The sequence below is a fragment of the Lawsonibacter sp. JLR.KK007 genome (genome assembly GCF_036941135.1).
Lineage (GTDB): Bacteria > Bacillota > Clostridia > Oscillospirales > Oscillospiraceae > Lawsonibacter.
The window spans coordinates 1,088,413-1,109,495 of record NZ_JAYWSY010000002.1; the positions used below are offsets into that span (position 1 = coordinate 1,088,413).

The 21,083-nt window shown below is 57.8% G+C and carries 12 protein-coding genes; 4 read left to right on the forward strand and 8 right to left on the reverse strand.

What is annotated here, in order from left to right:
• The first annotated feature begins 75 nt into the window (after window positions 1-75).
• Window positions 76-963, forward strand: coding sequence for a MurR/RpiR family transcriptional regulator (locus tag VV088_RS15335; protein WP_334601584.1), 888 nt, complete (start codon window positions 76-78; stop codon window positions 961-963).
• Between the two features lie 200 nt (window positions 964-1,163).
• On the forward strand, window positions 1,164-1,667 hold the full coding sequence (locus VV088_RS15340; protein WP_334601585.1) for a hypothetical protein: 504 nt from the start codon (window positions 1,164-1,166) through the stop codon (window positions 1,665-1,667).
• A gap of 71 nt (window positions 1,668-1,738) precedes the next feature.
• On the opposite strand, the gene VV088_RS15345 is transcribed toward VV088_RS15340, so the two are convergent.
• From VV088_RS15345 to VV088_RS15360, 4 genes are all read right to left on the reverse strand, one after another.
• The gene (locus VV088_RS15345) at window positions 1,739-5,908 is read right to left on the reverse strand and encodes an S-layer homology domain-containing protein (RefSeq protein ID WP_334601586.1); all 4,170 of its coding nucleotides are present in this window, start codon (window positions 5,906-5,908) and stop codon (window positions 1,739-1,741) included.
• 440 nt (window positions 5,909-6,348) lie between these two features.
• Window positions 6,349-7,743, reverse strand: coding sequence for a M20/M25/M40 family metallo-hydrolase (locus VV088_RS15350; RefSeq protein ID WP_334601587.1), 1,395 nt, complete (start codon window positions 7,741-7,743; stop codon window positions 6,349-6,351).
• The gene (locus VV088_RS15355) at window positions 7,740-9,080 is read right to left on the reverse strand and encodes a purine-cytosine permease family protein (protein ID WP_334601588.1); all 1,341 of its coding nucleotides are present in this window, start codon (window positions 9,078-9,080) and stop codon (window positions 7,740-7,742) included. The genes VV088_RS15350 and VV088_RS15355 overlap by 4 nt, the downstream gene beginning before the upstream one ends.
• A 38-nt stretch (window positions 9,081-9,118) precedes the next feature.
• On the reverse strand, window positions 9,119-10,198 hold the full coding sequence (locus tag VV088_RS15360) for a DUF917 domain-containing protein (protein ID WP_325228990.1): 1,080 nt from the start codon (window positions 10,196-10,198) through the stop codon (window positions 9,119-9,121).
• A gap of 260 nt (window positions 10,199-10,458) precedes the next feature.
• Between VV088_RS15360 and VV088_RS15365 the strand changes: the two genes are divergently transcribed.
• Complete coding sequence (locus tag VV088_RS15365; RefSeq protein ID WP_325228992.1) at window positions 10,459-11,586, forward strand: PucR family transcriptional regulator; 1,128 nt, start codon at window positions 10,459-10,461, stop codon at window positions 11,584-11,586.
• Window positions 11,587-11,764: 178 nt separating this feature from the next.
• A complete protein-coding gene (locus VV088_RS15370; RefSeq protein ID WP_334601589.1) occupies window positions 11,765-12,307 on the forward strand; it encodes a hypothetical protein in 543 nt (180 codons plus the stop codon).
• Between the two features lie 85 nt (window positions 12,308-12,392).
• On the opposite strand, the gene VV088_RS15375 is transcribed toward VV088_RS15370, so the two are convergent.
• The 4 genes from VV088_RS15375 to VV088_RS15390 form a co-directional block, all read right to left on the reverse strand.
• Window positions 12,393-16,976, reverse strand: coding sequence for an S-layer homology domain-containing protein (locus VV088_RS15375; protein ID WP_334601590.1), 4,584 nt, complete (start codon window positions 16,974-16,976; stop codon window positions 12,393-12,395).
• A gap of 434 nt (window positions 16,977-17,410) precedes the next feature.
• Window positions 17,411-18,928, reverse strand: coding sequence for a flotillin family protein (locus tag VV088_RS15380; RefSeq protein WP_334601591.1), 1,518 nt, complete (start codon window positions 18,926-18,928; stop codon window positions 17,411-17,413).
• A 78-nt stretch (window positions 18,929-19,006) separates the two neighbouring features.
• Window positions 19,007-20,035 (reverse strand): type II toxin-antitoxin system RelB/DinJ family antitoxin, encoded by a 1,029-nt coding sequence (locus VV088_RS15385; RefSeq protein WP_334601592.1) that lies wholly within the window; start codon window positions 20,033-20,035, stop codon window positions 19,007-19,009.
• Window positions 20,036-20,348: 313 nt separating this feature from the next.
• Entirely contained in the window at window positions 20,349-20,927 is a 579-nt protein-coding gene (locus VV088_RS15390; protein ID WP_334601593.1) for a DUF6144 family protein, read from the reverse strand.
• Between the last annotated feature and the right edge of the window lie 156 nt (window positions 20,928-21,083).

Sequence of the window (21,083 nt, forward strand, 5' to 3'; positions counted from 1 at the left end):
TTATTACACTTTTCTGCAGTCCGTATCCCTCCGCGCCGGGAGAGCCATTTTTATGTGCAAGGAGGTCCTATTCCCATGTCTACCCCCGCATCCTCAGACATCCTGCTGCAACTGGAGCACAAGCTGCCAGAGCTGTCCAAATCCCAGAAAAAGGTGGTGGAATTTGTGCTGAGCAACCCGGTGAAGGGCGCGGTCGCCACGGTCCAGGAGCTGGCCAGCGCCTCTGGCGTCAGCACCGCCACAATCGTCCGCACCGTGCTCCGCCTGGGCTATGACAGCTACTCCAATTTTCAGCATGAGCTCCACGCCTTCCTGATGTTCTATGCAGTCCCCATCCGGAGGATCGAGTCCCTGTCCCAGGTCAACGCCGAGGCGGGGTGCTACGATATCGACACGATCCTGCAGCAGCAGATCGACAACCTTTTGACTACCCGGTCCAATCTCTCCGACCAGCAGGTCTCTCTGGCGGTGAATATGCTGCTGAACTCCTCCCACATCTACGTCATTGCCGAGCGGAACTGCCGGGTCACTGCCTACTACCTCTACCACAACCTGAACCGGATCACAGACCGGGTGGATCTGCTGTCCTACTATGACTACAACCTTCCGGAACACCTCCACCGCATTGGCGGCGGCGATGTGGTGATCTCCATCTGCATGCCGCGGTATGCCGCCCGGATCGTCAACGCCACCCGCATCTGCAAGGAGCGCGGAGCGAAGATCATCAGCATCACAGACGCTACCACCTCCCCCCTGTCTGAGTTCTCCGACTGCACCTTTACCGTTCAGCAGCGCAGCTTCGGCCTGCACAATTCTCAGCTGGCCTCCCTTTTTATCGCGGAGATTCTCATCACTCAGCTGTGCTGGCTGGATGTGGAGCGGGCCAAAAACAATCTGGAGGAGACCGAAGCGATCTTTCAATCCCTGCGTACAAAGCCGGCGCACGCCCTTGTGGCCCGGTGAGCGCAAAAGAACCGGAGGGAGACGCTTCGTTATGACGCATCTCCCTCACGGCCAGAAAATGGGCGCACTGCTCCCTGATTTCCATTAAATGTATGCAAACGTCCCACTTCGGGGCGTTTTTTGTGTTTTATAGAGGGACACGCAAGCCTCTCCTGCGAAAGGAGGCTTGCCCACTCAATTACATCAAGGAGGAAACACACATGCCAAGCAATTACACACCCAACTACCGGTTGAGCCAGTGGGCGCGGCCGGACAAGGTCCTGATGGAGGACTTCAACGCCGACAACGCGAAAATCGACGGGGCCATTAAGGCCCAGGCCGACGGTCTGGCCGCAGAGGTCAGCGCACGGACCGCTCTGGCGGCCCAGATGGCAAAAAAGGGCAACTGCCGCATCGGTACCTTCTCCTACACCGGAACCGGCAAAGCAGGCGACGGCGCTACCGTCTCCATCAACTTTGCCGCCCGGCCGGTGGTGTTTTTTGTCCTCGGGCCCAGGTGCCTGCTGGTGGCCGACGGCACCGGGCGCAACACCTACATCGGCTACTACAGCAACCCCGGGTACGGCAGCTCCTTCCAGGGGTCCGCCGCGTCCATCACCTGGTCCGGGAATACCGCCACGCTGACAATCCCGGAGAACCTCCCCGACCTGAACGTCAATCATTACACCTATAAGGTGATCGCGTTTTTTGCCTTAGACGCCTAAAAGGTGACAGGAAGGCCCGCCCCTTTCGGGACGGGCCTTTTGCTGCGAATCAATCCGATGACTCAAGAAAATCAGGCGATATTCAGAGTGATTGTGATAGTTCCATCGGCAGTTATATTCGCGCTTACGGTAACAGAACCGTTTACAGCAGTGCCAGCTGCGAAGGTTGTACCAGCCGCATCAGTGCCGCCAGCGGGAAGACCGGTCTCAGTTCCCTTTGTCATACCAGTTCCAGCTACAGCAGCGTTAACGGCCTGGTTCTGTGCAATGGTCTGGTCGGTGTCAGGAGTCAAGCTCAGATTAATCACAACATTGGTAGCCACACCACCCTTGACAAACACATCCCCATCATCGTTCGCATCAGCAATGGCCTGAGTGACAGTCCAGTCGGTCAGAGTGGGAACAGCACCCAGAGACACCTTGTAGTAGCCAAAGTCAGTGCTTTTGACTTCCTTATCGGCAACAAGGGTCATCTTGGTTGCGTCTGCACCGGTGGAGGTGTACTTTCCAACGTTATTACCAGCAATGGTCAGCTCCACACCATGGGGAACCTTCAAAGCGTCATCATCGTTGGCGGGGATATTCGTAGCAGCCCCAGCAACAAGGCCCTTGCTGGTATCAGCAGCCCAGGCGACAGTCAAGTCACCAGTGGTGTGAATGATCCCAGCCGCCAGCTTCAGGTCAACCATCTTCCACTGCACAACCACGTCGATGGTCTCGGTGCTGGAAGTGATGGGGTGAGAGGTGTTACCGGCGATCTCGTAGTCAGCATTGAGAGTGGTATTGGCATCATAAGCAACCTTGATCGGGCTGGTGGCGGAGGATTCGTCGATAACGCTCATGATCTCAGCGTCAATGACGTCGTAACCAACCACGGTACCGCTACTGGAGCCGGCCCTATACTGGACCATAACCTTCTTGGTCTCGCCGCCATCCTTGGTGTAGACATAGGTGACGGTCGCGGTGGTGTTCTCGCGGAAGTTGCTTACAGCCCAATTAGCGGTGCTCTGGGTGTAACCGGAAACCGCAGTAGCGGTGAGGGGGCTGGCGCCATACCAGGTGATGGTCTCAGAAGGAGCAATGCTGGCGCCGTTGGCGTCCACCTTATTGACGGTCACGGTCATGGGCTTGACGGCCTCATAGTCGGGCCGGGCAGCGCCGGAGCGGTCGTCCAGGATGATGGAGGTGGCAGCGCCATCCTCGATCACAGCGCCGAGGTAGCCGCAGAAGGAGCTCTTGTCGCTGTCCAGCCGGTTCAGAGCGTCCTTCAGGGCGTCATAGCCGGTGCCGACCTCTTCCACGCTGTCGAACTTGTCGCCATGGTTCTTAGCGGCCAGGGCCAGAACGACCTTGACAGTGGGAGCCACGGAGAAGCCCTCGGTCTGGGCGGTGTTGGTGTACAGAGTGCCGTTCTTGAAGCTCAGGTCGGCGCGGCTTCCGCTGGCGCCATGGTTCTGAACGCCGCTGGCGCCGCAGTAGTAGTCAGCATACAGCAGAACGGTCTTGGAGGTCTCGTAGTTGTAAGCAGCGATGGGGCCGTTGCCAGCGGGGCCCTTGTCATCGGGGTCAAAGCTGTTGCCGTTCACAGCATTCACGACCTCGTCCACATCGTTGACGAAGCGGTCCCAACCGAAGTCGAAGTCGATGTAGGTGCTATTCACAACGCGGTTGTGGGTGTCGGCGGGATTAACCTTGGCGTTGGGCTTCAGGCCGGAGACGTGGCCCTTGGCATCGAAGCGGACCTCATACCATTTGCCGCTCTCAACACCGGTGTTCAGGTACGCGCTCTGGTCGTCAACCTCAACCAGGTCGACCTTCTCACCATTGATGATGGCATCGCGGTGCCACTCCCACTCGTCGTTGCCCAGGTAATCCTCACGCTGCACGCCGCTGGTGATGTAGGCGTACTGAGCGGAAGTGCCCTTGTCATCGGCAGCCAGCAGGACCACGCTGATGATGTAGCCGTCCTTGTCGTACAGGATATAGGCCTCGTTTTTGGCGTGCTCGTCGTAGTTGTTTTCGGGGTGGGGATCGGTACCGCCAACAGCAGTGTTGTCGGGGTCGACAGGCACACTGTAGTTGTTCACGGTGAAGTCCACGTTCTTCACGCCGGTGGTGACGGAGTCAACGTCGTCCACGATGAACATGGGCTTGTTGCCGTCCTTCACGGTGACGCGCTCCATCTTAGCGTTGATGTAAACGGTGTCGTCGTTGCCGTAGACGCGGGTGAAGTCGCCCATGTCGCCAACGCTCTTGTGTGCCACCCTGGAGCCGTCCAGGGAGACGTTCTTGGTGTTGATGTCGAAGGTGTTGGGATCAGCGTCCATGGCGCTCTGGGCCACCTTCTTGGGATGGTTCGCAAGGTAGGTGGGATCGGTGCTTTCGGAGTTAATACCCACCTCTTTCAGGGTGTAAACGTCATTGGCGTTCTTGGTGTAGGTGCACCAGGTGTTCACCTGAGACAGGTTTCTGCCGCCGGCGGCCCAGTCAACCTTGCTGTCCTTGGTGTTCACCACGACAGTGTCCATGGTGCCGTCCAGGAAGATGACGTTGACGTTGGCGTTCTTGGCGTACAGGTTGCTCTCGCCGGCGTCGGTGCCGGTGACGAACACGTACTGGTTGGCCTTCTCGTTCAGCTCCAGGCCAATGAGGTAGCCATAGGCGTCCAGAACGATGTTGTAGGTGACGTCCTTCATGTTGACGTCGTCGTAGGCGTCCAGCACCTCCACGTCATAGCGGGCGGTGTCGGCGTGGTCATACTGGGTGCCGTCGGCGTTGACCCAGTTGTCCTTTTTGAAGGAACGCAGGGTGACCTCAGACAGGACCTCGGGGGTGACCATGCTCTGAACACGACCGTCAGCCACGGTGATCAGGAACTTGTCGTCCTTCTTCACGTCCTCGATGGCGAAGTCCTCGCCGTCGACAACGATCTTGGTCTCGTCCAGATCCTCATCCTTGATGTAGATGGGGCTGGCCGGGGCACCCTTGTTATCCATGTTGTAGCCCTTCAGGGTAACCTCGTCCCGCTTGGAGTCGTAGTCTTTCTCGGCGATAGCCAGGTAGGTGTTGATCACGGCCACATAGACCCGCTCAACGTCCTTGCTGTCGTCCACAAACACCTGAGTCAGCACGCCTTTGCCAGTGCGGCCCACACCGTCGGTGTTGGCGCGGACCAGGCTGTCGGTGGTGAAGTAGGAGTTGTGGTTGTCAGAGTCCTTCAGGATATCGCGGGCGCCGGTCGTGGAGGTCTCCACGCCGTCGATGGCGATGTCGAACTCGTAGTTGTCGATGACGTCTCTGGTCAGCAGATCGTACAGCATACGGCCGGTGACCTTCTCGGTGTACTCAGCCTTCAGCAGCTCCTTCTTCACATAGGAGCCGATGGTCTTGCTTTCAAACTCCCAGGTCCGGGTGGGACGGTAGAAGTCGTCAGTCGAGCGCTCGTTCAGCTTCAGGCTGCCGTTGTACAGCTGCTCGCCCAGCTCCACGATGGGGCTGTCGTTGGTGGAGCCCATGGAGGTGGCGCGAACCTCGCTGATCGCCCGGGCATAGGACTGATTGCTGGTGACGTAGACATAGTTGACCTTGCCGCTGGTGGCGATCACCTGACCGTTGGAGTCAAAGTAGTTCAGGGTGTTGCCGTCAGCCTGGACCATGCCGGACTGCAGGGCGTTCAGCACCATCTGAGCCACCTGATTACGAGTCATGGGCTCGCTGGCGCTGGAGCCAACACCGTCGAAGATGCCGATGTTGTTGCCCTGGAGAACGGTGGACACCTCAAAGCCGTTGGCGTAGTCGCTCTGGTACTTGAAGTAGCCCAGAGCACGCATCATCATGGATGCGGCCTCAACGGCAGTGACGGTGGCACCGGGGTCGTACACACCGTCGCCGCGACCGGACACGATGCCGTTGGCGGCAGCGGCGCCGACCCAGCCTCTGGCCCAGTCATAGACGCCGGCGACGTCGGTGAAGGGGCAGACCGCTTCGTAATAGTTGTAATCCAGGTTGAGCAGCTTGCCCATAACGACAGCCATCTCAGCGCGGCTCACGGAGTCGCCGGGACGGAAGTTGCCGTTCTCGTCGCCGACCATTACGCCGACCGACTGCACAACCTCAATGGCCTCGACGTTGTCGTCTTCGGCAACGTCGGGGTAGCCCGCAGCGCTGGAACCAACCACCATCATGCCCAGGAGCATGACGGAGGCCAGAGTCAGGCTGAGGGCCCGCTTCAGGTTTCTCATTCGGATTTCCTCCTTTAATTTTGTTCGGCCTGAGAGGGGCCGGTTTTGAGCTGGACGCGTCCTGCTTCGGACATTTGGTAGACCCCGTAAGTCTGAGCAAAGGTTCCGAATATTCTGCGTTTTGCCCAAAATTTTCGAGGTTTTTCGACGTTTCCCTCCGGCCACCGCCGTGTCACGCCCCTTTCGAGCTGATTTTCGTTGCGAAAACAGGAGACAATCCAAAGAAACAAGCGGTTTCGATGTAAAAAAGTTTTACTGGTAGTCGGCTGGTAGACGTCCGGAAATGCAGACCGCCCCCAACCTCCTGCATCGCAGGAGATTGGGGGCGGTTTTGGTAGGCGTTTGATAGACATGATAAAGCAAGACGGATGATTGCTTTGTAACAAAAAGCTCTTGGCACATTCTAAAACAGAATGTGCCAAGAGCTTTTGATCGCGATATTAAAAACGGTTTTGGTGAATTTTTTTCAGCACTGCCTCCAGAAGCTGTTCAAGCTTTGCAATACTCTGCAAATCCACAGTCTCAGCCACGGTGTGCGCGCCGAGAATAGTAGGACCAATCGAAATCATATCCCGAACAGTTGGAATGGTTTGACCCAGGATAGAGCACTCTACCCCTGCGTGGACATACTCGCAAACAGCTTCACAGTCAAACAGCTCCCGATAAGATTGCCGGAATAGCTGCTCCAGCAGGTTGTTTGGGGTTCTTTCCCAGGGCGGATATTCGCCCGAAGGCTCTACCCGAGCTGGAAAGGGCCGCAGCTTCTGGAGAATATGCTGGCGCTCTTCCTGGAGTAGTGCGGATGTGGAGGCGCGTAAGCTGAGCTCAATATGAGACTGACCGTTTTCCTCCCAGATTCGGGCCAAATTGCTGGACAGCCGAATCCTTCCGGCTTCCTCGGCCAGAACCCCATGGGGCAGTCTGGGGACAAGGGCGAGCAGCTGCCCTTGATGTTCCGGATCGTAGGCGCATAGACCGCTCTCATCGGCCGGGCGGACGGTAAGCTGGAGCTCAGGCTCCACGCTCCGCCACAGCTGCATCACTTCCTCTGCGGCCTGAACCAGCTCCTGCTGCTCCTTTCGCTGCAAAACCGCCTCGGCCTGGACCGGGATGGCGCTGGATCGGGACCCGCCCTTGAGGGAGAGCAGGTCCCAGTCCGCGCCCAGCTTATTCAGCCACTGGAAGAGGATCAGAATTGCGTTGCCATGCTTCCGGCCAATATCCAGCCCGGAATGTCCGCCTTTTGCGCCCGACACCTTCAACTGCCATGTGGGACGGCCAGCGCCGGTATGGGGCCTGGGTGTGGAAGGAAGGGTGAGCCCCAAGCTGAGCCCGCCGGCGGCACTGGTGGTAAAGACCCCTTCCGTTTCACTGTCCAGATTGATGAGCTGACAGCCGGACAGAAGGGAACCCTCCACCGTCATCGCGCCAGACATGCCGGTTTCCTCATCAACGGTAAACAGCGCCTCCAGGCCGGAGATATCCTCCCGCTCCAGAAGGGATAGGATCAGCGCGACACCGATGCCGTTGTCCGCCCCCAGAGTGGAGCGGTTGGCGCAGAGCGCCCCGTCCCGCTCCAGGATGGAAACCCCCGCCTCATAGGGCTGTCCGGCCGATTCCCACACCATATCCATGTGGGCCTGAAGAATGGTGGGCCCTGCGCCGGTGCTATCCGGTTTGCGGAGGATCACGTTGCCGCCGGTGTCACGAAAGGCCGGAAGTCCAAGGGCTTCCCCGGTGCGCAGCAGGTAGGCGGCGATGGCCTCCTCGTCGCCGGAACGCCGGGGGATCGCGCTGATTTCCCGAAAATAGTGAAGGACCCGTTCTGTGCTCATGAAGCAGCCGCCCCCGTGCGCCTCAGCTTTTGGCTGACGATGTAGATCACCATCGCAATGGCGACGCAAATCAGGGAAACCGGGAACACATCGCCCACTGCCACAAACCAGCCAAAGCCGATGGGCCGCGCCGTCATGCTCAGACCGGCCAGAGAGGCGACCACCCAGGCCAGGATCGCGTCCCATTTAAAGCCCTTGTAGATGGTTTCATCGCCCTCGTCGTAGCTGTTCCGGTTGCAGATATAGAAATCGGAGATTAAAATACCGCCGATGGGGGCGATAAACACGCCCAGCAGGGACAGGAAGTTGACAAAATAGGTGTAAACGCCCAAGGCGGCAATGGCAGTGCTGATAAAGCCGGCCATAAAGGTCAGGCGCATGCGGGGAATGCGGCTGACGCCGTCCAGCGTATTCATCAGGCCCAGAACGCTGCTGTACAGGTTGTTGTCGTTGGTGGTCCACTGGCCGATTACCAGGACGACGGCGCCAAACAGTCCCATACCCAGAGCGGCGATCATGACCTCCACCATATTCCAGTTTTGGAAGGCATAGTTGAACACTGCGCCGAACAGCATAATGGGAATGTAGCCCCAGAAGTGGCCCAAACTGACGCCGATGACGCAGTCCTTTTTGCTCTTGGAAAAGCGGCTGAAATCGCCCACCATAGTAATGCCGACGGCGAAGGAGCCGACCACCAGAGAGATGCCCATGGGGACGGTAATGGGGGTTCCTACCGGACCGGCCTCCCAGATCTGGGCCGGGGACATGGTCTGGAAGGTCTTCCCAACGGCCAGGATGCACAGGATGAACAGAAGGGGCAGGCCCACCTCGCTGAGCATCTTGATAGCCTTGAAGCCCATGATGGCGGTCAGAGACATCGCCAGGCCGCCCAGGATCGTAAAGATGATGTGGTTGACCTGGATGCCGCTGGTTTCATTCAGAACCGCGGCAACGGTCGTGCCGAACATATCGGCCTGATAGGCGTACCAGCCGAAGCTGGAGAAGCACAGAATGATACCGATGATTTTGGAGCCCTGAACGCCAAAGGAGCGGCGGCAGGTGAAGGAAGTGGACAGATGAGTGTGTGTGCTGACCAGCGCGTTCAGCGCGCCAATGATGGTGATGATGACCGAGCCCAGGATACAGACCAGAAGCAGGTCCTGAAAGGAAAGTCCGTCGGCCAGCACGCCGCCGGTGGCCAGTCCGCTCAATCCAAAGCCGGAGCCCAGCCAGACCATGCCCTGCTGGAACCAGGTCTGCCGCGCCTGCTCTGGAACGGGGGTTTTTTCGTAGTCGTTAAAGGTTTCTTCCAGGGTTACCTTTGTTGTATCTGCCATTCAATATTCCTCCTTTTGATGGGGGCGGGCGTATCCGGTCAGTCCTCCAGGAAAACGCAGTCGGTATCAAAGCCGAAAAATCTGGGGTTGAGAATGGCCAGGCCGCGCTCCCGCTTCCAGATCTCGTGGCAGTGGAAGCCCAGCACGGTCACTTCCATACCCTCGGTGCAGTTGGGGTTGGTGATGGGGTAGCCGGTTTTGGTTTCGACCACGCAGATCAGATCGGGACAGGTGACCCGGACCTGACCATCCACCCACATGATCATGTTTTCGTTCTTGTACCAGATCTTGGCCTGCTTCCCCTGATCCTGGCCCGCTCCATCCATTTGGATGGTACCCACAGTAAACCCTTCCTGAATGCTCCAGCCGCTGCCGGACGCCACCTTGCCCTGGAACAGGAGCCTGCCGCCGCCGGCCGTTAAAATCGCCTGGATCGGGTCGGTCCCCTGCTCCACCGCCTCCCGCTGGGCCCGGCCCACTGTGCCCGCATAGGAGAGCGCGTTGGGAATGACGGCCTCCTTCAGCCTGCGGCCCTGGATGGGGTGGTCGGTCATGCCCACCAGCCCGCCGGAGCCGATGGCCATATAGCGGGACAGAGCTTCGGCCCGGGCATCATCCGCCACGTTGGTGACGATGGCCATATCGCCGTAGGAGGTGCCCACCGAAAAGGGGGTGATGGGATTTTCTGTGACATAATAGGTGGAGAATTGCAGCTCCGGTACGGCCCGGCCTGCCGCGTCGGCGTCCACAATGAACTTCCCTGTGCGGGCCGCCGCCGCCATCATCTCGCCGGTGTTGCCGCCGCCGTATTCAATAGACACCAGACCGTGGAACTGTACGTCCATGAACTCCTCCAAAGCCCGGATCGAGGTGGCGATCTCATCGCCCCGCTGCTGGCTCTGGTCGCCCTTGGGGACAATGGAGCCGCAGTAGTAGGGGTTGGCATAGTGGGCATCCGCCTGGATTTCATCGAAATCCAGCAGCTGAAATTCATGTCCGGCCGCAAGGGCCTTTTCCACGCTGTCCAGCCCGTCGTCCAGAGAGCCGCCGCCGCCGGTGCCCAGAATGGTGCAGCCGACCAGAATGTCTATGATCTCCTGCCGTGTCAGTTTTTTCATTGTGTCTGCCTCCTAAACGTACGAATCGGTTTGTCAAAACGTCGATTACAAGGGGGTGAATCTTTACTATAATTATATATTTTGACTGCAAATGCTTGCAATGTAAAAAGTCCAAAGTTTCGGGCAAAATATTGTACATATTACAATGGCGAATTAGCGCAATAAACAGCGAAACGAAAATTGACAGAAAAACGCAGTTTGATATACAATATACGTGCAAGCAAACACTCCGCAGAGCGTGACAGAGGAGGGAGAGAACGTTGAGCGTAACGGTACGCGATCTATTAAAGTTGGAGCTGCTGGCCCCCGCCAAGGTGATCGCCGGGGCGGACGGGCTGGACCGGGTGGCTGTCCGGGTCAATTTTACCGACACGCCGCTGCAGGAAGAGGTGGACGTCGATCTGCTGGGCAAGGGGGATGTGTTTATTTGCAGCTTCTACGCCATGCAGGACGATGAGGACGTTTTATATCAAAACATCGCCTTCTACATCCGCATGGGCAGCGCCTGCTGCATTGCCCTGGACGAGTTTGTGCCCCACCTGCCCCAGCGGGTGCTGGAGCTGGCCAACGCGGCCCACTACCCCATCCTCCATATCAACGGGCTTACGCCCTATGCCGAGCTGATCCGGGACATCACCCGCCTGATCCTGCTGGACCAGGACAAAGAGATGATCGAAAACCAGATCGGCCGCCTGCTCAGCGGCGAGGCCGCGGCGGGGGAGGTCAATCAGCTCTATCAGAACAGCTTGGGCTCCGGCGCGGTCAAATATGCGGTGGTCCACGTCACCCTGAACGGACTGAACGCCCTGCGGTACAAAATGCTGAAGGAGGACCTGTCCACCCAGTTCGGCGTGCGGTTTTTGCAGTATTTCAACGGCGGATTTTTCCTGCTGGCGGGGGACAACGCCGGGCTGCTGCTGGAGCGGACCGCGCCCCTCCTGTGCCACTACGACCCGGAGCACTCGGCGGGCTGCAGCGAGGTTTGCTCCGGTGCGGACCAGCTCCCCGACGCATTCCGGCAGGCCCTCTCCGCCGACGAGACGGGCCGCTCGCTGGGCATGCGGAGCATCTGCTATGAGAATCTGTCCGTCTATAAGCTCCTGATCCCCCTGCGGAACAGCCAGGTGCTGGAGCAGTTCTGCACCGAGACGCTGACCCCCCTGCGTTCGGCCAACCTGCTGGAGACGACGCGGGTCTATTTCGAGTGTGACGGAAACATCGAAAAGACCGCGGAGATCCTGCGGCAGCACAAAAATACCATCCGCTTCCGCATTAATAAGGCAAAGGTCCTGCTGGGCATGGAATATTCCCGCTGCGCGTTTTTGGAAAAAGTCTCCCTGGCCTTGAAGGGCGAGGCGCTGCTGCGCGGGCAGGAGGGCCTGATGTAAAAAAGGGCGCACTGCCCCCTCATTTCCATTAAATGTATGCAAACGTCCCACTTTGGGGCGTTTTTCTTTGTTAGATAGAGCCCCAGACGTCTCCCTTTGCGAAAGGGGGCCGGGAGCGCTTCGCCAAAGGGTTCGGGGGGCGTTACAGGGGCTCGATTACAATTCAGGAGGTCAAACTATGCCAGCCAACTACACACCCAACTATCAGCTCAACCAGTGGGAACGCTCCGACAAGGTCCTGATGGACGACTTCAACCATGACAACGCCAAGATCGACAGCGCTCTCGCAGCCAAGGCGGACGCCTCCGCGGTGGAGGCGCTGGACCGGGCGGTGGGCGGAAAGGCGGAGCAGTCCGCCCTGGACGCGCTCTCTCAAACCGTGTCCGCCCAGGGAGCCACCCTGGCGAACCACACCAGCACCATCGCAGGACTGGGGAACTGCATGATCGTCTGCCGCACATACTCCGGCACCGGCGGGACCTGCATGCACGACTTTGACCATCGGGTGCTGGCCATATTCGCCTTTGGAACCTACAGCCACTTTTCTGCCATCCGCGGGTCCAGCCACGGCGCGGGCTGGGCGGGGCAGACCTTCTGCGACGGCGCCGTGCGGTGGTCCGAAAAAAGCGTGTCCTGGTCCGGGACCTCGACGGCTGCCGGCTTGTGCAACGAGAGCGGCAAGCTCTATTCCCTGATTGCCTTGCTGGACGCCTCTAAATGACCATGAGAAGGACCCCGGGCCAACGCCCGGGGTCCTCCCTGCACAGAGAAGAATTTTTTTGGAATTGCAGTGCTTCAGCTGTCCATCAGGACGCAGTGCCGATGGTGAAATTACCGCCGGGCGCGTCGAGCACGTTTGTGCCAGTGATGGTCCAGGTGTAGTTGCCAGTGGGCAGACCCTTGCTCGTCATGGGGTAGTTCTGCTCCTGGTTTACACAATCGCCAAGGACCTGCACGTAGAAGACGTGGCTAAGACTCTCTTTGCCTTCTGCGCTACTCGCACTGAAGCTACTCGTCTCCTGATACATAATCGTTCCATCTTCAGCGCGAATGGTGAAGGTTGCGCTATGAGCGGTGGTGTCGTTGCTCTTGAACACGAAGAACATGTTCTGATTCGCACTACCGTGAACCAAACTGGTCAAGTTGGTGGACAGTTGGTTCAGCACATGAGCGCCAGGATTGAGAGCCTTGATGGTATCAATGGTTGCATTGTCCGCCACATTTGTAACACTCATGTCAATCTTGGTACCAGTTGTGCCGCCGCTCAAACCGCTCAGGTCAATGGTCCAGGTGGTGCTGCCCATGAGGATTGTGTGGTTGGCATCAGCATACCAGTTCACATGGCACTCGCCATAGCCGCGCGCCACGTCCTCTTTGCTGACCATGAAGCCCATAACATCCTGGTCTACGTCATGATAATTATAGTACATGCTGTCGGGCTTGGTGCGCTCCATGAAGTAAGCGCCCTCGGGAATCTCGAACACGAAGGGAACCATGAAGTGAGTCGCGTCGTTGTACAGGCTCTGGTTCATGCCCCAGCCTGTGCTAGTGCCCCAGGTGTGGCTGGTCTCAGAACCGGGAGCCCAGGTGCCGGAGACATAGACGGTGCCGTTGCGGACGTCCACGCTTACGCCGGCGGGAGCGCCCGGGCAGTTGCTGGGCAGCTTGCCGTCATGGCCGTTGCTTTGACTTGCACCCTCGCCAACCACCTTGGTGGCCTGCTTGGCCTCGGCAATCGCGGCCTGAGCCTCGGCAGTGTTCATGCCGCTGGCGGTCATGTAGCCGGTATCCACAGCAATCCAGTCAATGCCGCTGTCGGAGTTGGGAGTGTTGATGTCCGTGTCAACATTGTTGCTTGCAATGTCAGAGTACTTTCGATACCGCTCGGTTCCGTTCCATGCGGTGGTCTTCACATAGGGGAACTTGGCGAAGTCAGTGCCGCAGTTGGCCAGCAGGTTGGCCCAGGTGGTGCCGCTGGTGATGGGCACATTCTTGCCGTTCACAGCGACCTGACGGAAGATCTTAACGGTCAGGTTGCCGCTGGACACGGTCAGGGTAACGCGCTCGCCGCCGGGGGCGGTCCAGCTGACCTCTTCCACCTTGTTGTCCTTGAAGTTCACGCTCACGTTGGAGCCGCCGTGGTTGGTCTCCAGCTCGTAGCGAATGGCGGCGGCAATTTCCACGTTGTTGGGCGTGCAGCCGTCGTTGATGGTGACGGTGAAGGTGTGATACTTGTCGTAGGTGGCGGTCACCTTGTGCTCGCCGTTATCCACGCCGGGGGTGTATCCGTCGCCGTTCAGGTCGTGGATGATGACCACGCTGGCGTCGCCGCCGGTGAGGATTGCGCTGATTTCATAGTTGTAGGTGCCGGTCTCGCTGGGATTCAGCTGCTTGATCATCTCTTCCAGTTCCTTTACGCCTTCCTCGAAGAAGACCTTGTTCTTCTCGTTGTTGCGGGTCTGGATGAGCACGGCCTTCACATCGTCGCGGACATGGAAGCCGGTTCTGGCCTCGGTCTCAGCGAAGAGGACGTTGTTCTTCAGGCTGGGCAGCTTGCTGCTGTTGACAATGGCGTTGGGCTTGGCGCTCAGAGCGGGATACTCGTTGCTGTACAGGGCTCTCTCGTAGAGAACGGTGTCCTTCTCAAGCACGCAGGGCTGAACCTTGGCGATGTCGTCCGCATACTCGAAGCCCTCCTGGGCATAGGCGGAATCGCCCTTGTAGTTGTCCAGAGCCTTCTCAGCCAGCTGGACGCTGGTGACCTCGCCCTTGCCGTTGAGCTTCACCTGATACCAGTTGAACTGCTGCATATCGTCCAGCTGATCCAGCTGATCGCCCACCTCGGTCAGCTCCACCTCTTCGCCGTTGAAGATGACCTTGCGGGTCCAGGTCCACTCGTCGGTGGAGGAGTTATAGGACTCGTTCTTCACGTCGCTGGTGTGAGCATAGACCAGGTTCTTGACGGCGGAGCTGTCCTCACCGACCACGACGGTGGCGATGATGTAGCCGTTGTCCTTGTACAGGGAGTAAGCGCCGTAGGCGGCGTCTGTGGCGTGCCAGTTGGCGCTGCTGGCGGAGTTCTTGTCGGCCTCGGCGATGGCCTTCTCCTTGGTGTAGGTGGTCAGGTCGGCGTTCTTCACGCCCACAGTGACGTTGTCCACATCAGAGATAACGCCCACATACTTGCCGGCGCCGGTGCCGGTCTTGGAGTTGATGGTCTCCACCTTGGCGGTGAGATAGACGGTGGCGTCGTTGCCATAGACCAGAGAGAAGGGCTGGCCGACGCTCCTGCCGTTGTAGCCGATGGCGGGCAGGGAGACGCGCTTCAGGCCAATCTTGTACTCTCCGTTCTCGTTCTCCTGAACGCCCGCGTAATCTTCCCACGTGTTGGGCTTGACGGCGTCCACGTTCTTGGTGGCGAACTGAGCCAGCTTGACGCTGTTGCTGTGCAGCCACTTGGAGCCGGCGTCGTTCTTGTTGGCCGTTGTGGTGTTGATGCGGACGGTGTCGGCGTCAACGGTGTAGTTGCCGTCGGAGCCCTTGGTGCGGATGACGTCATTGACCTCGTCCACGGTGTACAGGTTGGTCGTGCTGTTCAGGGTATAGGTGAACCAACGGTTTACCAGGGGGCCTTCCCAGGCGCCGCGGTTGAAGTTGCTCTTCTTGCCGTTGACCTCGATGGTCTGCATGGTGCCGTCCAGGAAGATGGCGTTGGCCTTGAAGTTGGTGGCGGCCAGGTTGCTGGCATCCTGATCCACACCGGTAATGAACACGTAGTTGTCGGGATCCTCAACCAGATCGATACCGGCCACATAGCCGTAGGTGTCCAGATACAGGTTGTACTGGCGGTCCTTCAGGTTGATTTTGCTGCCGCCGTTGGTCCACTCTTCCAGGACCTCGGGGTCGTACTCGATGGCATGGGCGTAGTCATACTGAGTGCCGTCGGTCACGACATAGTCGCCCTTGGAGAAGGCGGTCACGGTGGTGGCGCTGAGGACTTCAGGCTCCTTCACGATCTGGATCTCGCCCTCCGCGATGTTGACCAGGAAGAAGTCGCCGTCCACCACATCCTTAGCGATGGCGAAGTCCTCGGCCGCCAGAGCGATGGTCTCGGAGTCGGTCCTGTTGTCCAGCATCTCCTTGACATAGACGGGAGCATTCTTGTCCCCCTTGTTGTCAATGGCATAGACCTCCAGGCTGGCCTCTTCCTTCTTCTCGTTGTAGTCGGCAGTGGCCTTGGCCAGATAGGTGTTGATGATGGCAATGGTGACTTCCTTGGCGTCAGAATCCACAAACACCTGGGTCAGCACACCGTTGCCGGTGGCGCCGACGCCGCTCTTGTTGTTCTTGTTCAGGTCACCCAGGACAAAGTGAGCGCCGCCCAGAAGGTTCTTGGCCTCGTCAGTGTTCACGCCGTCGATGTAGAAGTCGAAGGTGTAATCCTTGTCCTCAATGGTGGCCTTGCCAATCAGCTCATACAGCTCCTTGCCAGTCACCTTGACGGTATACTCCGCGTGGATGAGCTCCTTCTTCATGTAGGTGCCGATGGCCTTGCCCTTATACTCCCAAGTGCGGGAGGGACGGCCAAACGCATCCAGATCATCGGTCTTCAGCTTCAGCTCGCCGTTGTACAGCCGCTCGCCCAGCTCCACGATGGGGCTGTCGTTCTGAGAGCCGATGGAGGAAGCCTGCACCTTGCTGATGGCACGGGCATAGTCCTTGTTGCTGGTCACGCTGACGTAGTTGACCTTGCCGGTGTAGACAGTGCCGTCGGGAGTGGTCAGGTTGATGGTGTTGCCATCGGGTTCCACCACAGCGGACTGCAGAGCATTCAGGACCATCTGAGCCACCTGATTACGGGTCATGGGCTCAGTGGCGCTGGAACCGACGCCGTCAAAGATGCCGATGATGGTACCCTGACGAACAGTGGCAACCTCAAAGCCGTCCGCGTAGTCGTTCTGGTACTTGAAGTAGCCCAGCGCACGCATCAGCATGGAGGCGGCCTCCACGGCGGTCACAGTGGAGCCGGGATCGTAGATGCCGTCGCCGCGGCCGGACACGATGCCGTTGGCGGCGCAGGCGCCGACCCAGCCCTGGGCCCAGTCGTAGACGTCGGTAAAGGGACAGGTGGTGGAGTAGTAGTTGTAATCCAGGCTCAGCAGCTTGCCCATGACGACCGCCATCTCGGCACGGTTGACGGGACGTTCAGGACCAAAGCCCCGCTCGTCGCCGACCATGACTTCGATGGCCTGCAGAACCTCGATCGCTTCGACGTTGTCGGTATCAGCGACATCGTCATAGCCCGCAGCCGCGCTGGAACCAACCACCATCATGCCCAGGAGCATGACAGAAGCCAGAGTCAGGCTGAGGGCCCGCTTCAGGTTTCTCATTCGGATTTCCTCCTTTAATTTTGTTCGGCCTGAGAGGGGCCGGTTTTGGGCTGGACGCGTCCCGCTTCGGATACTTGGTAGACCCCGTAAGTCTGAGCAAAGGTTCCGAATATTCTGCGTTTTGCCCAAAATTTTCGAGGTTTTTCGACGTTTCCCTCCGGCCACCGCCGTGTCACGCCACTTACAGGCGATTTTTTGTTGTGAAAACAGGAGGCAATCCAAAGAAACAAGCGGTTTCGATGTAAAAAAGTTTTACTGGTAGTCGGCTGGTAGACGTCCAGAAATGCAGACCGCCCCCAACCTCCTGCATCGCAGGAGATTGGGGGCGGTTTTGGTAGGCGTTTGGTAGACATCCAACGTAAATGATTTGTGAAGGCCGATGTATCTTGATTTATTATCTGAGCCCATCCTGAACAGATGGGGGACTGCACAGCCTACTGCAAGTCTTCCTGCGGGCTGGCAGGGGGATGCTCTGCTTTGTCGGTGGGGGAGGGATTCTGAATGATGATGGTTTTCTCCTCTCCGCCGGCCAGCTTACCACCCAGCATGCCGGCCACCAGAGACTTGACGTCCAGGCCCATGCTTTGGGTAATGCCTTCGGTGACCTGAGAGGTCCCGGTGATGATGTCTTCCAGCAGCTTGGCGCTGTTGCCCTCGCCGTACATGGTGATCTTATCCACCCTGGACAGCGGCGCGGCTACATTTTTCGCAATCTCAGGCAGGGCCTGCATGACCATCTCGATGACGGCGGCCTCGCCGTATTTCTTCATGGCCTCGGCCTTCTTGTCAATGCCTTCCGCCTCCGCCAGAGCCTTGGCGCGGATCGCTTCTGCCTCCGCTTTGCCTACGGCGGCAATTCCTTCCGCCTCCTGCTCCTTGGTATACTTCTGGGCCTCAGCAATTTTCATCTCCGCTTCCGCCTTCTGCTCCTGCTCATAGCGCGCTGCCTCGGCGTCCTTCTGGCGCTTGAAGAGGGCGGCCTCCGCCTCTTGCTGCTGGCGGTAGCGTTCGGCGTCTGCCTTGGCGCGGATCTCCGCCTCCAGCTTCTGCTTCTCCACCTCGACTTCGTACTGCTTCAGCTCAGCCTGACGCTGGGTCTTTGCGATCTCCGCGTTGACCGTAGCGGTCTCGATACTCTTGCGCTGCTCCTGGCTCTGGATCTCATAGGCGGCGTCGGCCTCGGCCTTTTTCCCATCGGCCATAATCTTCAGCTCGGCCCGCTTGATCTCCAGCTCGGTCTGCTTCTGGGCGATCTGGGTGTCCGCCTGGACCCGGGCCTCGTTGGATTCCCGCTCCGCCTCCGCCTGGGCGATGGCGATGTCCCGGTCTGCCTGAGCCTTGGCAATGGCGGCGTTTTTCTTGATCAGGCTGGTGTTGTCGGCGCCCAGGTCCTTGATCAGCCCGTTCTCGTCGGTGACGTTCTGGATATTGCAGGAGAGAATCTCGATGCCCAGCTTATCCATATCCTTGCTGGCCTTCTGCATGACCTGATCGGAGAAGGAATCCCGATCCGTGTTGATCTCCTTGAGGGACAGGGTACCGATGATCTCACGCATATTGCCCTGAAGGGAGTCCTGAAGGTCCCGGGTGATATCGCTGGCGCGCTTGTTCAAAAAGTTCTTGGCCGCCAGCTTGATCCCGTCCGCGTGGGGAGAGATGCGGACCTTGGCGACTGCGTCCACATTCACGTTGATAAAGTCGCTGGTGGGGACGGACTGCTCCGTCTTGATGTCCACCGTCATTTGGCCCAGGTACAGCTTATCCATGCGCTCCAGGAAGGGAACGCGGATCCCGGCCCGTCCAATCAGGACCTTGCTCTCTTTTTTGAGACCAGAGATGATGTATGCCTGATCCGGCGGGGCCTTGACGTAGCCGAGCAGCAGAATGACCACCAGCACGAGCACAATCAGGATAACGGGAACGGGAAGCATGGGCAGAATAGTTTCCGGCATGGGGATTCCTCCTTTCAGATGTTACATGTCTGTGTTTTATAAAAACAAGCCAGAGTCATGTCCGGCCTGGAATTTTCGTCAGCCCTCCGGCTTCATGCCGCCCGCGATATCGCCGCGCATGGCGGCCAGACGCTCCAGGGCCGCCACCTCCGCCTCCAGGCTCCGGCCGCTCCACTCCTGCCGGGTCTGCCAGCTGTCGGAGATCACCTGGGACAGCACGTTGATCACCCGCAGGCAGAGGGCGGCTGTTCCGCTCACGTCACCGCCGTTCCGCTCCGCCTGGGCCAGCTCCCGCAGAGCCAGCTCCAGCGTATGGAGGTAATCGGATTCCAGACGCTCCTGCGTCCGCTCCTCCAGCGTGTCACAGCACCGGACCAGCAGACTCTCCAGATTGTCCAGCGCCGACAGCACATAGGCGGTCTCAACCGGACGGGCGGCCTGGCGGAGCCTTGTCCTCACCCCGTAGGCTCCGCAGGCAGAGGACTGCAGAAACCGCTGCAGCAGGGAGGTCAGTGCGTCAAAGCGCTGGGAAACTGCGGCCAGCCGCTGCTCATAGGGCTGAAAATCGCCGGAGCTCTCCCCCCGCCAGGACTTCATGGCGGGGATCAGGGTGTGCTCGATGCTGGACAGCTCCTCCGCCACGGCGGACAGCCCGTCAAGATACTCGTCCAGGAGGCTCAGGTCCTTGGCGGCCAAGGACTCCCTGCTCCGGCTGGAGAATAAGCTTTTGGCGGCGCTGGCAGTCCCTGCCGCCTTATCCTTGAGCTCGTCCCCGCACAGCATGCGGACCCGCTCCATGGACAGCCCGGTGATGGAGGCGGGGATTCCGGTGTGGATGGCGGTCAGCGAGCGGCGGATGGCGGCGCACAGCAGCTCCAGGCGCTCCTGCTTCCGCACCAGCAGGAGCTGATCCTCCCCCTGCTCCCTGCGGCTGTCCGGACGGCGGGACTCCGCGGTGATCTCAAAGGGGATTCGCTTCTCGCTTCCGACTTTTTTCGCAAAAATGGTAAAGGCAGTTGTCATGCTCAGCCCCATTTCCCGGCAGGCCTGCTCCATGCTTTTTTTGATTTCTTCGTCGAGACGAAAGTTGACCATAACCTGTGCCATGAAAGCCACTCCCTTCAGCACGAATTCATTATACCATTTGTAAAGCAGATTGCAACACAATTTCTTTACATATGACGTATAATTTTTGAGGCCGCCCCCAGGAAATCAGACACTATATTCACGAAAAGAACTCTTATTCCCCCGCTTTCCAGCATTTTTCGACAGTTTTATCCAGCAAAACAGAGCGGCGGTCTTCGGTTCGCCAATCCCTTTTCAGATTGGTGTTGCCAAAAGCTGCTTCGTCAAACCGCGCGTCAAAATATCCAAAGGGAGCAATCCCCTGTTGATGGATGACTGTCCGACAAAGGGGAATTTATTGAACTGTAATTCTCAAAAGGCAAAAATCAAATCCTTGCCGTATACTTTGCACAATTTCTACACAGACAGGTTTTTCAAAAACAATCTCAAATAATTTTTTGTTATATCCAGCAGTGCAGTGACACCATGTTAATGAATTTGAATTTTTTGCTTTTTCTAACATAGGACATTCACAAGAAAACATTTTTGTATACAATAGATTATCTTTAATAAACCAACCGGCGCCATTTTCATTCAAAGCATTGACAAATCTATGCAAATCCTTATCCAAAGAGAGATAGAGTTGTTTCAAGTTATTTGCTGTATCTTCTAACCTGCCATTTTCATTACAATAGCACTCTTGGCGAATGTTTTTTACCGTTTTTTTATCAAATCTACTTTCAAGAATAGCAGATAGCTTTTCTACCCACTCGGCTCGAATGTCTGGTGTTGAATTTATAGATAATGGAATTTCTTTGATTATGCTTTCTGCAACTTCCCTTGATATATTCTTTTCCAAACTATGTTTCAACCTCATTAACTCATCTATTTCTAATGTCGGAGAAACTTGCTCTGGCATAGAAAAATTTTTCATATTCTCTCCCCTTAAATATGGATTTGTCGAATTGATTATAGCGCATAGTTTCTGTTATATCAATGTGCTTTTGTAGAAGCTGCCGAAGTTATATCCCAGCAACACGTTTCTGAAAAGGGACGTTCGCCAGCCTCTCTTGCATTTCAGGCCGGAAAA

Coding starts and splice junctions, on each gene's coding strand:
- VV088_RS15335 (WP_334601584.1), top strand. CDS start 76: ATGTCTACCCCCGCATCCTCAGACATCCTGCTGCAACTGGAGCACAAG.
- VV088_RS15340 (WP_334601585.1), top strand. CDS start 1,164: ATGCCAAGCAATTACACACCCAACTACCGGTTGAGCCAGTGGGCGCGG.
- VV088_RS15345 (WP_334601586.1), bottom strand. CDS start 5,908: ATGAGAAACCTGAAGCGGGCCCTCAGCCTGACTCTGGCCTCCGTCATG.
- VV088_RS15350 (WP_334601587.1), bottom strand. CDS start 7,743: ATGAGCACAGAACGGGTCCTTCACTATTTTCGGGAAATCAGCGCGATC.
- VV088_RS15355 (WP_334601588.1), bottom strand. CDS start 9,080: ATGGCAGATACAACAAAGGTAACCCTGGAAGAAACCTTTAACGACTAC.
- VV088_RS15360 (WP_325228990.1), bottom strand. CDS start 10,198: ATGAAAAAACTGACACGGCAGGAGATCATAGACATTCTGGTCGGCTGC.
- VV088_RS15370 (WP_334601589.1), top strand. CDS start 11,765: ATGCCAGCCAACTACACACCCAACTATCAGCTCAACCAGTGGGAACGC.
- VV088_RS15375 (WP_334601590.1), bottom strand. CDS start 16,976: ATGAGAAACCTGAAGCGGGCCCTCAGCCTGACTCTGGCTTCTGTCATG.
- VV088_RS15380 (WP_334601591.1), bottom strand. CDS start 18,928: ATGCCGGAAACTATTCTGCCCATGCTTCCCGTTCCCGTTATCCTGATT.
- VV088_RS15385 (WP_334601592.1), bottom strand. CDS start 20,035: ATGGCACAGGTTATGGTCAACTTTCGTCTCGACGAAGAAATCAAAAAA.
- VV088_RS15390 (WP_334601593.1), bottom strand. CDS start 20,927: ATGAAAAATTTTTCTATGCCAGAGCAAGTTTCTCCGACATTAGAAATA.